We start from the raw sequence: 15,355 nt of genomic DNA on the forward strand, positions 1-15,355 counted from the left end.
TCATTGACCGCTGTTAGGGGTTGTCAGTGGAATTAGTGCTTTGTCGGCAATGAGCACCGGAGAATCGTAAACGGGAATGCTACTAAATGTATACTGCGTGCCTTCCTGCCGAATATTTTCCTCGGGAATCTCGCGCACCTCGCCCGTACGTACATCTACCCATACGGCTTCGTTGAAATTTCCTCCAGAAACACTGAAATCCATTGTTTGATACTCTTCCGAATCAGAAGGCACATTATCATCCATCCAGAACGTGATTACCTGTTGCCCCGTAGCTTTGTGTTGGTAGGCAAAGCATGAAAGCGATGAATCAGCCGAGGTGGTATACGCGTAGTTCGAGATGCGAGCTAAAGTATTATCAAAAATGGCTGCCAGATTCTGTAAAGCGTAGTAAACCGGCTTGGCTTTGACGACTTTTTTAGTCGTATCCGATTCCAGGGTACCCTTCCGATTGATTTCATCGGGGTAGTTTAGGTCTACAATACTAAAGTAGGATGTCTCAATATCCCGCCCCAGATCTCCCAACATGCGTCGTAAGGCCCACTTACTTTGGGAGGTTTCGGTCCAGGGATAGTTCCTTAAGGCTTTGGTGCGGCGGTACTGCGAAGGTGCTCCATTTTCGCCCTGCCGGATGGTGATACGGGGATCATAGCGGTTCACTACCGCTCGAAGCTCCAACACTTCTTCGTACACTTCATCAGGATTCTGTCGGTAGGGGTGATACGTAATCTGATTAACCAGGTGCAGTTTGTCCCGTTTTTGCATTTCAGCCAAGAAACTATCTGCCTGCTCGGGGTGAATTCCGGCAATAGCTAATGCGAGCAACTTCGCTTTTGGTTGCACCGAGCGAATGGCCTCTGCGGTGGCTACGTACAGTTTGGTGTAATCTTCTACCGTGTTTCGGTTGTGGTGCATACCTTCGTTCCAGATTTCGTACTCGTCAATTACCTCACCGTAACGGGCAGCCAGCAGCTTCGCCCAAGCGGCAAAAGCAGCGATAGAAGCAGAATCTTTGGGCATGGCGGCCCCCAGCTTGGTGCCACCACTGTACAGCGGGTTTCCGTAGCTTACGTTGAGCCACGGTTCTACTCCCTGGTCTACCATATCGTAAATAATACTATCTAGCCAAGCGAAATTGTAGTGACCTTCTTTGTATTCAGTCTTTGCCCAACCCGCCTGAAGGCGAGCCTTTTTAATGCCTAACGGCCCTAGGTATTTTTTCCAATTGTTATAAATGGTATAGTCGCGATCCATCGTCTCAGCACCTATCGACCAGCTGGACGCCTGAATGTCTTTCGCGTGGCGTGGCGAAACTTTGCCTACGAAGTTAAAACCAGCCGATTGGGCTAATCCTGACAAACAGGGTAAGAGTAAAAAAATGAGGATTCTCAATATCAATTGGTTGTTCATAGCAACGTGTGGAATAATTTCTCGGTCATCTATTCTTCTATTTCCGATAGATTGCTGCCTACCTCTCTATCTCGCATATTTCGTTCCTGATATTCGGGGAGTACACTTGCACTACCCCCCCGTACTTCCGGTACTAAAGCTGTTTGGGCATTGGCCGAAGCGAATAGCAATAGAAAAAGGGCTAAATACAGGTAAGCGGTCTTTATCAATGTTACGCTAATAACCGTCGTTCTGCTCCAGCAGAGCATTAATGTTCGCTTCAATTTCTGCCGCCGGAATAGGCCAGAGGGCATGAAAATTCTGAATATCATCGCTATTGTGAGCATTGTACAATTGAACCCGCTCTACTAGTTTGCCTAACCTCTGAAGTGTGATACGGCGATCTTCCTCTAAACTAAGCTCCCGCGCCCGCTCGTCCAAAATATAATCAATGGTTACGTCACCCGGTGCTACCGGAGTAGCATTTGCCCGATTTCGTACAACGTTAATATCTGCTGCCGCGCTAGTCTGATCTCCACTGCCCAAGTAGGCTTCAGCCCTCAGCAGATAGGTTTCGGCGAGCCGCATATAGTATTGGTCAGTGTAGGTAGAGCCTCCGGCAGCAGTCAATAAGCCTAAATCGCGGTTGGCATATAGGGCATCCGGGTGTTGCCCGGGTGTAGTGACTTTACTTAGCCAAGGATACCACCGCCATCCTTGGGCTAATAGATTAGGGCCAGGGTACTCAACCGCACTAGAGTCAAACCAAACAGAAGCCGGGTCATCGTAGCGAAAATCACGAATATAATTAATGGGTGAATTACGAAGGTCATTATCAAAATCGCTCTCCCATAAGGTGTTTTCAAAAAAAGCAGTAGGCTGCATAAAAGATACTCCCCGACCACCTACGTTTAGGTCAGACCGCCACCCTAACACCGCTGGGTTACCATCCGGATCTTGCAATGTCCAGCTGGCGGGTGCGTGGTTACGTTCCATCGTATTACCGGCTTGGTTGGTTGATGTAAGAAACCCTCCCGGTACGTCTACCTCCATCTGTGCTACCCAAATCGCTTCGGTATTACCTCCGGTGCGGTTCTGGTTGCCCCGCCGGAATAGATCGTAGTATACGTCACCCTCCGGCTCTGCGGCCCGGGAGCCAAAACGGTTGGTCATAAGTGCCATATTCGGATCGTCAATTACCACTGTAGCGGAGGCAATGGCATCTGCCCAGTTTTGCTGAGCGAGGTAAGTCTCGGTTAATAGCTGATAAGCTGCCAGATTGGATACTCGTCCGTCAGCAGTTACTTCGCCAATGCCTGGAAGATCAGTGGCGGCCACGGTAGCATCAGTTACGATTTGCGCGAGTACTGCATCGCGGGTGGCTCGGGTGAAATCTGTTCGGGGTGAAGTCACCTCATCAAGGATGATGGGTACCCCTCCGTACAAATGCACTAGATAGCGATAAGCCCAGGCACGGAAGAAACTAGCTTCGGCAGTAACAGCTTGTTTTTGTTCTGCCGATAGTTCCTGATTGTCTTCTAAGCGGGCGATAATTGTATTGGCACTAGTTACGATTTTGTACAGGAGGTTCCAGTGCCAACCTGGAACGAAACCGGTAGGATTTAGCGTAACCGCATAATCTCCAAAGCGGTTATTCGTAGTTGACTCCCGAGCATCAAACATAATGTCGGTTCCGTAAAATTGAGCTCTAGACACGTCATTATTAGCGAAGCGATATTCACGTAATTGAGCATAAAGGTCAATCAAAGAGCTTTCAAAGTTCTCAAACGTAACAAATGAATTACTGGGGCTGAAGAAGTCTAGCGGCTCTTCCTTCAGAAATTCATCTTCATTACATGCGGTGTGCAGCCCAACGAATGCAAGAATAACTATCCAATATTTATAAGTCATTTTCATATGTATAGTAGTAAAGGTATCACAGTGATATGTTTAAGCCTACGGTAAAGCCCCGCATCACGGGCAGGGCACTTCTGCTTCGGTTACGATCCTGGTTATCACTATTGTTTCTATTATCTTGTCGGCGTTGGTTCGGCCCCAGTCCTTGTCCGGTTTCCGGGTCCCAGCCTTCCCAATCGGTAAAAGTGAGCAGGTTTTTACCGCTAACAAATATTTTAGCCTCCTGTAGTCCGATACGCTCAAGCAGACTTTGGCCAAGGTTATACGACAGCGAAATATCTTGTAAGCGGGCGAAGCTACGGGCAAAGAAGCGTTGCTGGCTAATGGCCGCATCGGGGCCGGGGCGTCGGTACGTAGCTCCCGGATTGGCGGGCGTCCAGTAGTCTACTTCTGCAAACCAGTTGCTGCTTTGGGCATTACCAGGTGTGCTGTAGCTACCATCCCAAGGATCGTTCAGACTCAGGTAGCCATCACTGCCTCCCTGAATTGATTTAATAAAAAATTTGAAGGCAAAATTCTTGTACTGCAAGGTATTCTGAATACCGAATTGATAGGCTGGTTCCCGGTAGCCCAGAATCTGGCGGTCATCCTGAGGGGTAATTTGTTCGTCGTTATTTAGATCACGTAAACGATATGACCCAGGGGCAAAGCCATCAGGGATATTCTCATCACCTACTTGCCAGATGCCGTCAATCACGTAGCCGTATACTGCACCAATAGGCTCACCTATAAAAAGACTGTTGGCTATTAGGTCGTCTTCCTGCCCGTCGCCATCGCGATCCAGGCCCAATAAACTCTCAATTCGGTTAGAGTTGGTGGCAAAGTTGGCTTGTATGTTCCAGCTAAAATTTGTGCTTCGCACTGCATTGGCTGTCACCAGCATTTCTAATCCGGTATTGCTAATCTCGCCTACATTCGATCTGATTTGCCTGAAACCGGTAATCTCAGGTAAAACAAAATCCCACAGTAAGTCGGTAGTGTTTGATTGGTAGTAGTCAATACTACCTGATAAGCGGCGGTCGAGCAATTCAAAGTCTACGCCTACGTTAATTCCTACCGTCCGCTCCCAGCTTAAATTGGGGTTGGCTAGTGAAGCAATCCGCTGTCCATTTGTTGTACTCCCGCCATCGCCAAATACGTACTGGTTTGCTCCCCCTGAGCTAATTCGGGCTAACGAAGAATACCGATCAGTTAAGTTTCCATTTTCCCCATAGCTTGCTCGTAGCTTCAGAAAGTTAAGCGGGGCAACGTTTGCCAGAAAATCTTCTTCCGATAATACCCACCCTAAGCCAAGCGAGGGGAACAATCCCACTTTGTTATTTTCAGAAAAACCACTAAACCCATCGCGGCGGAGTGTGGCCGTTAGCAGGTATTTGTCACGATAGCCGTAGTTAATCCGACCCATCTGGTAGAGGTACCTTTCTTCCCAGGCATCAGAAAATATTTGTTGAATTACCGCTTGCTCTAAGCTGTTATACGATAGAGCTAGATTGGTAAAATTGCTCCCTTCGGCTCGGGTTTCGTTAAAACTAATCCGATTGAATCCGTAAAGTAAGGTCACATCAATTTCGTGATTCTCTCCTAGTTCGCGATTATAGGTGATGATATTATCTACAACCAAGTCATAAGTGGCTCGGTTAATTTTAATAGCCCGTCCGGCTTGTCCGTTATCAAACGGATTGGCATTACCCAGTTCCTCCCAGCGGTAGTTATTGCTAAAGTTTACCCGGTAGCTAAGCCCTGGGATTTGCGGAATACGAATTTGACCATAAAAAATGCCGGATAGGTTATTGCGTAAATCGCGATCATCGGCGGCACTCTGTAAAAAAGGGTTTAACCGATTATCACCTAGCGGATTCACGACAAGTTCTCCGTTTTCGTCGTAGGGAGTTACTAGCGGGCTCATCTGAGGAATCTGGCTTAGTATGGGACTTTCACCGGAGAAATCAGAAAACGCCCCAAACGTATTGGCTCCCACTGTGAGCCAGTCGGTGATTTCAGTATCGACGTTGACTCGGGCAGTAATTCGGCGGTAGGTATCGTTCAGCATCCATCCTTTCTGGTCGGTATACCCGCCCGAAAGGAAATACGAGGTATGCTCGCCACTGCCTCGTATACTGAGTTGGTGGTCGGTGATGTAACCAGGGTCGGTCACTTCATCGTACCAACTGTAGTCTGTACCACTGGCAAAACCTTCTAGCAAGGGAGGAAATAAACCGGTATCATTTTCAATTGCCCAATCAGGGTTTTCTTGGATAAAGTCAGGGGCTAAATAACCATTCTCCCAATCTACGTCACGCACGCCTTTCAAATAACCTTCGCGCCCCAAGGGGGTAAGTTCATTGGCAGGTGACTGCGTAGTGTAAAAGCCCGAATAGCTGATGACGGGTGCTTGAGCACTTTTACCACTTTTGGTAGTAACAATCACCACACCGTTTGCCGCTTGGGCACCGTACACCGCCATGCTGCTCGGATCTTTGAGCACATCTACAGCAGCAATATCATTAGGGTTTAAGTCAGCTAACCGCCCCCGATAGTAAACCCCATCGAGAATAATCAGTGGGTTCTGATTCCCATTGATACTGGCTTGCCCCCGCACTTGAATAGTGGGTTCTTCGCCTGCGGCTGCTGCCTGCCCGATGTCGATACCAGGAGTAGAACCACTAAGCGATTGTAAGATATTAGTATTAGGCGCTTCCTCGAAGGCTTCGAGTGGGGCAGAAACCACGGCCCCCGTTACATCTTCTCGCTTCTGGGTACCATACCCGACCACCACAATTTCTGATAGAGACTGGATGTCGGGTGAAAGAGCCACGTCAATCTGACTACGATTGTTAACGGGTATTTCCAGAGTCTCATAGCCCACCGACGAAAGAACCAAAGTATCGGTTGAACTGATTTGGCTTAGTTGGAACTGTCCGTTTAGATCAGAGATGGTACCCGTACTGGTTCCTTTAATAAGGATGCTAACTCCTGGTAGTGGACTATCATCTTCTAAATCGGTAATAGTTCCCTGCACTTGAGCGAAAACTGTAGTAGATAGCAAGCTTAGAATGAAGTAGCTAAAGGTTGTACATAGTGTTTTCATAATTTTATATTATAAAAATTAATTTTATAATTCAATAATATAATTTTTGTCAATACTATCCAAATATTTACTATACCATTTCAAAAATGATAGAGAAACCACCTTAACGAGAAAGTCTTTAGAATTTAATGGTGTACTACCTGCGACTGATTGACTCTACGGCAGTAAAGTACGTATAGTCACTACGGTGTTTCGGAAGCAAACGGAGATAGCCAAAAAGGTGTAAATCCTCACTGATGATTGAATCAGCGGTTGGTAGACAGTAAATAGACCGTGCGTAGTATGATTAGGGCAAGCGATTAGCCAGACACTACCGGATTATCCGAATTCTGTTCTAAATTGATGATAAAATCAATCAATTTATCTTCCCGCCCTAGCCCTAATTTTTTGCGTAAACGGTAGCGGGCTGTTTTCACGCTATCGGGCGAGATACCTAAAATATTGGCCATTTCTTTCATACTCATATTGAGCTTAAGCAGGGCGCAAAGCTTCAACTCGCCGGTAGAAAGTTCGGGGCAATGGTACTTCAACAGAGCAAAAAAATCTTTATGCACTTCTTCAAAATGCCGCTTGAAGTCTTCCCACTCCCGGTCGATATGTAAGTTATGATCTACCAGTCGACTCAGGGAAGTGAGTTGTTGTCTGACCTCAGGTTCAGCTTGACGTTTCATTTGCTGAATGCTAACCTTCAACTCTTCTATCAGTTCATTTTTCTGAATGAAGTTAATCGTATAGCTGGTCAATTCTTTATTCTTGTATTCTAATTCTTGTGCTAACTCTTTCTGCTTTAGCTGAGCATTTTCTAATTCAGCCTGATCCAAAGCTTGGCGAGATTGAAAGACCTCTCGGTTTTTATTGAGCAACTCTTTATTCTTTTGAATCTTCAATCGCTGTCGGCTCACAATTAGATACCCAATAAAGCCAAGTGTCACAATACCAATAAGTAAGCCGTTTCTAAAAAAATCCTGCATCTGCGCCTCCTGTTGCATCAATTCCATTGACTGCTCCTGCACCAAGAGTTGCTGTTCTTTCTTTTCCAATTCGTGCCGATTTTCCAACCGAACAATCTCCCGCAGTTTTTCGGCATTAAGTAGGCTATCTTGGAGGGCATGGTAGTTTTCAAAATAGGCTAATGCTTGCTGATAATTACCAGTAGCTTGGGCTACTTCTTTCAGCTCCAAGTAAATATCTTTCCGGTTTTGTCGGGAGCTTACCTTGGTGGCTTTCTTTAGTGCGTGCAGCAGATGCTTTTCTGCTGCTGCATAATTTTCTCTAGCCCGCTCAATACTACCCAAGGTATAATAGGTGAGCGACTTCCCGTGCATATTTTCTCGGGCTTTTTGAAAGGGTAAAGCTTGATAACAATAATCTAATGCCTGATTAAGTTTTCCAGTAGCTAATGAAAGTTGGCCTAATCGGAGGTATGAGGAACCCAGTCCGTAGGTGTAATTAATAGAATCACTAAAGTGTAGTGCTTGTTGAAAAAATTGCTGAGCCAAAGCATAGTTTTCTTCAGCCTGATACACTTCACCAATATGGATGGCCGTATGTAGCTGCCGCTCCGTGTTTTTTAAGCTCTGAAAAGTACGGTAGGCCTCTTCGTAGTAAGCTAGAGCTTCCTCATAACTACGTTGTTCGCTGTAGATTAACCCAATATTAAGGAGTACATTAGCGATACCTAAAGAGTCTTGTAAAGACTGATACTGAACCAGGGATTTCATTAGGAATGATAGACCATTTTCATAATTACCTTGGGCCCAGTGAGCCACTCCCACTACGCGTTGAGCCAACGCTGCGCCGAGTGGGTAACCTAGCGATTCCGCCATTACTAAGGCTTGCTGTCCGTACTGCACAGATTGCACCGGGTCAACAATCCAGAATTCGTACCCCAGTTCATTTAATATGTTAACCCGAACAGTATCGGATTCAGGATGTTGATGTAGTGCTTGTTGTAGACTATCTAATGAAGCTTTTTTATCGTCGGCCAATACGATTGACAGCAGTGCTAATTGTAGTCCAAGAAAAACGAATACGGTCTTCATCAGGTTCTGTATCTAAAATGCTCAGTCGCCGAGCGAAGATACGAAATATATTATAAAGCGACATTGATTACTCACCATGAGTATATTTGTCTAAAAGTTTAGGTAATCTATCTAACAATTTACTGATAGCGCAAATTTTTGATTAAAGTTAGAAGTATTTTTACCAAAAATGTAGTATATTAATCTTCATCTTTCTAAAACAAACCGCTTTTATTATGGAAACTTCCGAAGCTCATTCTAGCCATGATCTAGATGATCTACTTAACAAACTTTCACTGCATACCGGCCATTCTGATCTAGCCGAGAACTACCATCACCTAAAAGTTATCTTCGATGTAATTCGGCAACACGCTAGTTTTGAGGAAGCCGTGAAGTTTAATGAAATGCTCCCTTTACCCTTTAAAGCGATTTTTCTGGACGGGTGGCAGATTTCCTCGAGAGAGAGTCGGTCGTTTAAGAGCATAGACCAAGTAGCAGAAATAGTGGTACGGCAAAGTGACCATACTCTTTCTACTGTTACTGAGGCGCGTCAGCTACTTCGTAAAGTGTTTACCTTCTTGGGTCAACAGACTTCTCCTGGCCAGATGAGAGAAGGACTATCTTTTTTACCTAGTGAATTCCGCGCGTTGCTTTTGCAAGACCCCAACCTGAGGTATACTTATTCTGATACTTGCATCTGGCTGTCTTAGCCCTGTAGAAATTTTGTCGACTAAACTACTACGAGTGGTCTTTAAAGAAGGCTCGGATGTTTTGGTAAACCCGGTCTATGAGTAACGTTCTGGCTTCCATACTAGCCCAGCTTACGTGGGGAGTCAGTAGCAACCGCTCCTTGTTCTTCACCTGTAAATACGGATGAGATAAGGGAAATGGCTCCTCTTGGTATACATCAATAGCAGCTCCGGCAATCACTTCTTCATCAATAGCCTGAGCCAGATCGGCCTCATTCACAATTCCCCCTCTTCCGGTATTTAGCAAAATACTATGCGCGGGCATTTTGGATAATTGAGCATAGTCTAGTAAATTCCGCGTGTTCTCATTGAGGGGAGCGTGCACCGATACTACGTCAGATGTTTGCAGCAGTTCTTCTAAAGAAAGTTGCGAATAAGCTGCATCATTGTTTTTGCCCGATGTAGAAAAATACACAATTCTTGCTCCCATTGCCTCCGCAATTTTGGCTACTTGTTTTCCAATATTACCCAACCCAATAATGCCAACCTGCCTACCTTTGAGCTGCCAAAAACTATGCCCCAAATGGGTGAACAATGGCTGTTGGCTGTAGCTACCGGAGTATACAAAATTATTGTAGTAGTCGTGCCGATGTAGTAATTGCAACAGCACTCCAATAGTTACTTGAGCCACACTGTGGGTAGAATAATTCTCTACATTCTCCACAACAATATTTTGCTGGCGAGCGGCGGATAAATCTACATTATTCATGCCGGTGGCAGCTACACAAATTAAGCGAAGACTGCTGGCATCTCGTATAATTTCCGATCCAATTTTCACTTTATTGGTAATTACTACTTCTTGGTTAGCAATTCGCTCGCCCACCTCTTCCGGTTGGGTGTGCGGATACACTGTGTACGTTCCCAGTTCAGAGAAGCAATCCAGATTAGGAACATCCCCTACTGTGTCGGCATCTAAAAATACAATTCGGTAATCAGACATGAGTATATTGTTCAATTCCGTATAAAGTTGTTCAACAGAATTGTTTAACAAAAATTATACAGACGCATCTCGCAATAATGTGAGACAAATAAAACACCGCAAATCTGGCTAAGTATCGTAAATATTTATATAATTCCAAACATTATATTAGTTTTGAAAAAACAGTAGATCATGAGTGATCAGAATGACTTCTTTATTGTAGGTATTGGAGCTTCAGCCGGAGGGTTGCAAGCATTACAAGCCTTCTTCTCGGAGCTACCCGACCAAAACCCTGCTGCTTTTATCGTAATTCAGCATTTGTCGCCCGATTTTGAGAGTATGATGGACGAACTGCTGGCCAAGTACACCAAAATGTCTATTGTTAAGGTTACGAAGTCGGTAATAGTAAAGCCTAATCATGTATACGTGATGAGCCCCAAGCAAAATTTGGAGCTGGTAAACGGTTCGCTTAAGCCCAAAGCTCCCAATGCTTACGAGAAACCGAATCTTCCTATTGACCTTTTCTTCAACTCTTTAGGAAAAGAGTGGAAAAGCAATGCCGTAGGTATTATAATGACCGGAACCGGAACCGACGGAAGCCGGGGTATTAAAACCATTAAAGAGCAAGGTGGCATTGTGATGGCGCAGCATCCTGACTCTGCCAAATTTGATGGGATGCCCAATGCCGCCGTACACACCGGGTTGACCGACTTCATACTCGATTTACCCGAACTAGCCAAAGAAACCCAGCGGGTGATTAACCGCATTCCACAGTTTGCCGATAGCGGTGATCCTCTCACACTTACCGACCGGGGGCTACTTGACCGCATACTGAGCCTGATTGCGAAAAAAATTCAAATAGATTTTAGTGAGTACAAAGAAGCTACCATCTTGCGCCGCATACAGAAGCGAATGCACATTGTAAACGTCGATATACTGGAAGACTACTACAATGTGCTACTATCTAACCGAGCGGAGGTAGAGCAGTTGGGCAATGAAATCTTGATTGGGGTCTCCAGCTTTTTTCGGGATGGCCGGCCGTGGAAAGTGTTTAGGGAGAAAGTATTGCCAGAACTGGGTAATAAAATCCAAGAAGGGGACTCCTTGCGAATTTGGATAGCCGGTTGCTCCAGCGGAGAAGAGGCCTACACCATTGGTATGCTTATTGATGACTACTTAACTAAAAACCAGCTTAAACCAGACTATAAAATTTTTGGCTCCGATATTGATAAGCGAGCTATTCAAATGGCTAGCGCGGGGATTTACGGCCTAAGTGTTGCTGATAGTATCCCGAAAGAATATCTATCGTACTATTTTACCCGCTCGGGCGATACGTATCGGGTGAAGAAGTTCTTTCGCGATCACTTTGTGTTTGCCGCCCACAACATCATTACCGACCCTCCTTTCATTCGAATGGATGTGGTGTCTTGTCGCAACGTGCTGATCTACCTCAACTCTGATGTTCAGAAAAAGGTAATGTCGCACTTTCACTTCTCGCTGAACCAAGACGGTTTTCTAATTTTGGGTAAGAGTGAAAGCATTGGTCATTTGCAGCCTTTCTTTGGCACACCGGCTAAGGGAATAAACATTTTTCAAAATCAGGTACCCTCAGCTGGTAAGCAACTGTCAACCGAGCCTCGCCAGCCCTTTACAAATGTAGGGGGGCAGTACTCCCGATTATCCGGCCCTCCCCGTACACTTAATACTAACACACTTAAAGCCCTAATTGCCGAATCATACGATGAAGCCGGAGTATTAGTAAACAAAGACTGTTATATTCTTCATACGCTGGGTAGTGTTAACCGCTACTTTCATTTTCCCAAGAACAACCTAAGAATGCACCTGGAGGATGTGCTGGAAACCGACGAATACTTATTACTAAAAAGTGGGGTGCGGGAAACCTTAAGCAGCAAAAAATCAGTATATCACCCCGATGTACTGTTTGTCAAGGGGCAGAGCAAGAACATTATAAACCTTCGGTTTAAGGCAATTCAATCGCCCTTTTTTGAGGAAGAGGTTGTCTACATTGAGTTCCAAAACGCCCGAAAGCCAGATAAGGGTCAAAAAAAGCAGATCATTCCCACCGGAGATGGTAAGCAAAGAATTGCCCTGCTCGAGAAAGAAGTAGATGAGAAGCAACGCTTACTACAAGCCCTGCGCGAAGAATTAGATACCCATAGCGAGGAGCTACAAACTACCAATGAAGAGCTGTTGGCTTCTAACGAAGAGCTGCAGAGTTCTAACGAAGAGTTGCAGTCGGTTAATGAAGAGCTGTATTCGCTTAACGCTGAATTGGAAGATAAGATAAAGGAGGTAACCGAAGCCAATAGCGATGTACTCAACCTCATTAACAGTACCCAGATTGCTACCATTTTTATCGATCAGGATTTACACATCCGCCGACTAACCTCTAATGTTGCGAAGGTTGTTAACGTTTCTGCGAGAGACATCGGGCGATCTATTAAGCACTTCACTACTAACCTGGATAAAGTATCGCTCACTAACCTAATTAAGCAGACAATAAAAGCAGAGGAGGCATTAGAACAAGAAGTATCGTCAGGAGAACGATCGTATCTGATGCGGATGCTTCCGTACTATGAAGCAAACGGTGATGCCAATGGTCTGGTAATAACTTTTGTGGATATTACTGAGATTAAGAACGCCCAGTTGGCGGTTGATAATGTTCGCTCATTTGCAGAAAATATCGTTAACACAGTTACTGACCCTCTTCTGGTGCTAGATCAAGAGCTAAAAATTGTGTCTGTGAACCCTGCCTTCTACGATACCTTCCAACTCTCCGAAGAACATACTATCGGTTACTCTATTTTCGATTTAGATGAAGGGCAGTGGAAGCAACCTGACTTACAACGGTTATTGCAAGAGATTATTCACCAAAGTAGCATGGTTTCTGATTACCAGATTGAGCATGATTTTCCCCGAATAGGCCAGCGAATTATGGACATCAGTGCGGTGGTTATACCGCAAACGGGCAGTACTCCTAACTTAATTTTGCTTAGCGTACGCGATATTACCGAGAAAGAACGGAATCGCCAGCAGTTAAAAGAAATTGCCGAACGGCTAAACCTAGTGCGACAGTCGTCAGACATTGGTACTTGGGAATACAACATCCAAACAAAAGCAGTAGTAGGTGATGCTCGACTACGAGAACTTTTTGATATTCCCGATGGCGACCTCAAGTTTGAAAATTTTACATCTCGTATTCATCCCGAAGATCAAGCTCGGGTAGTAATAGCCTTAGAGCAAGCTGTTGCCAACAGAACATTGTACACTAGTGAGTTCCGGGTGGTGCATAGCAATGGCGACATTAGGCATCTGATTGGGCAGGGAAGCCTGATTGATGACGAAGAAGGAAATCCCTATAAGGTGCTGGGTATTAATTTAGACATTACCAAGCAGCGACAAGCCGAAGAAGATAAAGCCCAGTACGGTAAGCTATTGGAAGAGTCGTATAATGAAATTTACATTTTTGATGCGAATAGTCTGCGTTTCATTAATGTAAACCAGGGTGCCCGACACAATCTAGGCTACAGCATGGAAGAAATGCAAGCACTTACTCCGCTTGAGATTGAAACTGATTTTACATTCGATCATTTTTCTAACCTTATCGAACCACTTCGCACCGGAGAAGAAGAAGCGGTTGCGTTTGAGGCTGTGCACCAACGGAAGAATGGCAGTAAATACGATGTGTTAGTCAATCTCCAACTATCGGACTTCCACGGGCAGAAAGTCTTTATCGCCATTATTCAAGATACCAGTGAGCAAGTAGAAAGCCGCGAGTTATTGCGCCAGAGTGAAGAACGACTAGCGTTTGCCATTAGTGGAACCTCTGATGGTATCTGGGACTGGACCGATCTAACTACCGAAGATGGGTGGTGGTCGCCCCGATTCTACGAGATCATTGGCTATAAAGCAGGGGAAATAGAATCTTCGGTGAAAGGCTTTCGGGCTATTAGTCACCCCGACGATATCGACATCTGGGAAAATAAGTTGGAAGAGCATTTCAAGAACGGAACGGCGTATGACGTTACCGTCCGACTTAAACATAAGACAAAAGGTTACCGCTGGTTCCGGTCGCGCGGAAAAGCTATTTACGATAGTGAAGACAAACCAGTTCGGATGAGTGGTGTAATTTCTGATGTTCACGACCAGAAAACTGCCGAAAAGAAATTAAAACGGACCAACCAAGAACTTCGCGTTGCCAATGAATACTTAGATAACTTTGTATTTGCCGCTGCCCACGATCTACGCGCTCCGGTTGCTAACCTTAAATCCCTTTCTAGCCTGTTAGAATCTAAAAATGGCCAAGATAAACGGGTAGTCAATAAAATTGATCAGTCAGTAAACCGACTAGAAGAAACACTGCGGGGCATTATCCGCATTCTGGATGTGCAGCAATTAGGCAACGAAGAGTATAGCCTGTTACAATTTGCAGATGTACTGAAACAAGTGTCTGGTGAAATTAAAGAAGAAATAGACCAGTATGATGCTACTATTGAGCATAGCTTTGCCGTAGAAACTATTCAGTACGTAGAGTTTTACTTGGTATCTATTGTTAAAAACTTACTGACTAATGCTATAAAGTCTTCAGTAGAGGGGCGCCCACCCCGCATTTCTTTCAAGACCAAAGAACGCGATCAGTATATTTGCTTGGAAGTACAAGACAATGGCAAAGGTTTAGATATGAAACGAGATGGTAAACATCTCTTCCAACCATTTAAGCGGATAAATTCTTCGGTTGATGAAGTAGGTGTTAGCTTACATATTGTGAAGGCTATTGTCGAAAAAAATGGTGGAAAGATTGAGGTGCAAAGTCAGCCAGATAACGGTACAACCTTCTCTATTCATTTAATGCCCTACACGCATGACGAAAAAAATATTGCTCATTGATGACGATGAAATCAACAACTTTATTGCTGAAGAGTGGCTGAAGTCTTATCGCGACGACGCTAAGTTACGCACTGCTTCCAACGTTGAAGATGCACTAACCTATTTGCGCTCCTGCACTGATAAAGAATATCCTGACTTGATACTCTGCGACTTGAAAATGCCGATGTACAATGGCTTCGAGTTTATTGAGCTATACGAAGATGAATTTTATCCCGAACACCCCAACACCAAACTACTGGTGGTAAGCTCATCTCTTCGTAAGCAAGATATTGGTCAGGCGAAAGCCTACTCATCGGTTAGCGATTTTATTGCCAAGCACTCCATACAAGAAACCTTTCACTTTATTTTTGATAGGTATTTATAG

At 44.8% G+C, this 15,355-nt stretch carries 9 protein-coding genes; 3 read left to right on the top strand and 6 right to left on the bottom strand.

The genetic code is table 11. The features are described 5' to 3' along the window. The 5 genes from P0M28_RS02580 to P0M28_RS02600 form a co-directional block, all read right to left on the bottom strand. Entirely contained in the window at positions 1-1,392 is a 1,392-nt protein-coding gene (locus P0M28_RS02580; RefSeq protein WP_302207872.1) for a GH39 family glycosyl hydrolase, read from the bottom strand. A gap of 47 nt (positions 1,393-1,439) precedes the next feature. Next, positions 1,440-1,619: a hypothetical protein gene (locus P0M28_RS02585; protein WP_302207873.1), complete on the bottom strand. Its 180-nt coding sequence runs from the start codon at positions 1,617-1,619 to the stop codon at positions 1,440-1,442. 7 nt (positions 1,620-1,626) lie between these two features. Further along, positions 1,627-3,306 carry a RagB/SusD family nutrient uptake outer membrane protein gene (locus tag P0M28_RS02590; protein ID WP_302207874.1) on the bottom strand — a complete coding sequence of 560 codons (1,680 nt, stop codon included), beginning with the start codon at positions 3,304-3,306 and terminating at the stop codon, positions 1,627-1,629. Positions 3,307-3,325: 19 nt separating this feature from the next. Then, complete coding sequence (locus P0M28_RS02595) at positions 3,326-6,394, bottom strand: SusC/RagA family TonB-linked outer membrane protein (RefSeq protein ID WP_302207875.1); 3,069 nt, start codon at positions 6,392-6,394, stop codon at positions 3,326-3,328. A gap of 299 nt (positions 6,395-6,693) precedes the next feature. After that, a complete protein-coding gene (locus P0M28_RS02600; RefSeq protein ID WP_302207876.1) occupies positions 6,694-8,436 on the bottom strand; it encodes a tetratricopeptide repeat protein in 1,743 nt (580 codons plus the stop codon). A gap of 215 nt (positions 8,437-8,651) precedes the next feature. Between P0M28_RS02600 and P0M28_RS02605 the strand changes: the two genes are divergently transcribed. Continuing rightward, the gene (locus P0M28_RS02605; RefSeq protein ID WP_302207877.1) at positions 8,652-9,125 is read left to right on the top strand and encodes a DUF2267 domain-containing protein; all 474 of its coding nucleotides are present in this window, start codon (positions 8,652-8,654) and stop codon (positions 9,123-9,125) included. A gap of 28 nt (positions 9,126-9,153) precedes the next feature. Here the strand turns inward: P0M28_RS02605 and P0M28_RS02610 are convergent, their stop codons facing one another. Next, the gene (locus P0M28_RS02610) at positions 9,154-10,104 is read right to left on the bottom strand and encodes a D-2-hydroxyacid dehydrogenase (protein ID WP_302207878.1); all 951 of its coding nucleotides are present in this window, start codon (positions 10,102-10,104) and stop codon (positions 9,154-9,156) included. 171 nt (positions 10,105-10,275) lie between these two features. Here P0M28_RS02610 and P0M28_RS02615 point away from each other — a divergent pair, with 171 nt between their 5' ends. Both P0M28_RS02615 and P0M28_RS02620 read left to right on the top strand, forming a co-directional pair. Then, a complete protein-coding gene (locus P0M28_RS02615; RefSeq protein ID WP_302207879.1) occupies positions 10,276-14,991 on the top strand; it encodes a chemotaxis protein CheB in 4,716 nt (1,571 codons plus the stop codon). Then, positions 14,966-15,355 (top strand): response regulator, encoded by a 390-nt coding sequence (locus P0M28_RS02620; protein ID WP_302207880.1) that lies wholly within the window; start codon positions 14,966-14,968, stop codon positions 15,353-15,355. The genes P0M28_RS02615 and P0M28_RS02620 overlap by 26 nt, the downstream gene beginning before the upstream one ends.

The sequence above is a fragment of the Tunicatimonas pelagia genome, assembly GCF_030506325.1.
GTDB lineage: Bacteria > Bacteroidota > Bacteroidia > Cytophagales > Cyclobacteriaceae > Tunicatimonas > Tunicatimonas pelagia.

What these genes read in the sequence shown, in the direction of transcription:
- P0M28_RS02590 (WP_302207874.1), bottom strand. Translation starts at nt 3,306, where the DNA reads ATGAAAATGACTTATAAATATTGGATAGTTATTCTTGCATTCGTTGGG.
- P0M28_RS02595 (WP_302207875.1), bottom strand. Translation starts at nt 6,394, where the DNA reads ATGAAAACACTATGTACAACCTTTAGCTACTTCATTCTAAGCTTGCTA.
- P0M28_RS02600 (WP_302207876.1), bottom strand. Translation starts at nt 8,436, where the DNA reads ATGAAGACCGTATTCGTTTTTCTTGGACTACAATTAGCACTGCTGTCA.
- P0M28_RS02605 (WP_302207877.1), top strand. Translation starts at nt 8,652, where the DNA reads ATGGAAACTTCCGAAGCTCATTCTAGCCATGATCTAGATGATCTACTT.
- P0M28_RS02610 (WP_302207878.1), bottom strand. Translation starts at nt 10,104, where the DNA reads ATGTCTGATTACCGAATTGTATTTTTAGATGCCGACACAGTAGGGGAT.
- P0M28_RS02615 (WP_302207879.1), top strand. Translation starts at nt 10,276, where the DNA reads ATGAGTGATCAGAATGACTTCTTTATTGTAGGTATTGGAGCTTCAGCC.
- P0M28_RS02620 (WP_302207880.1), top strand. Translation starts at nt 14,966, where the DNA reads ATGACGAAAAAAATATTGCTCATTGATGACGATGAAATCAACAACTTT.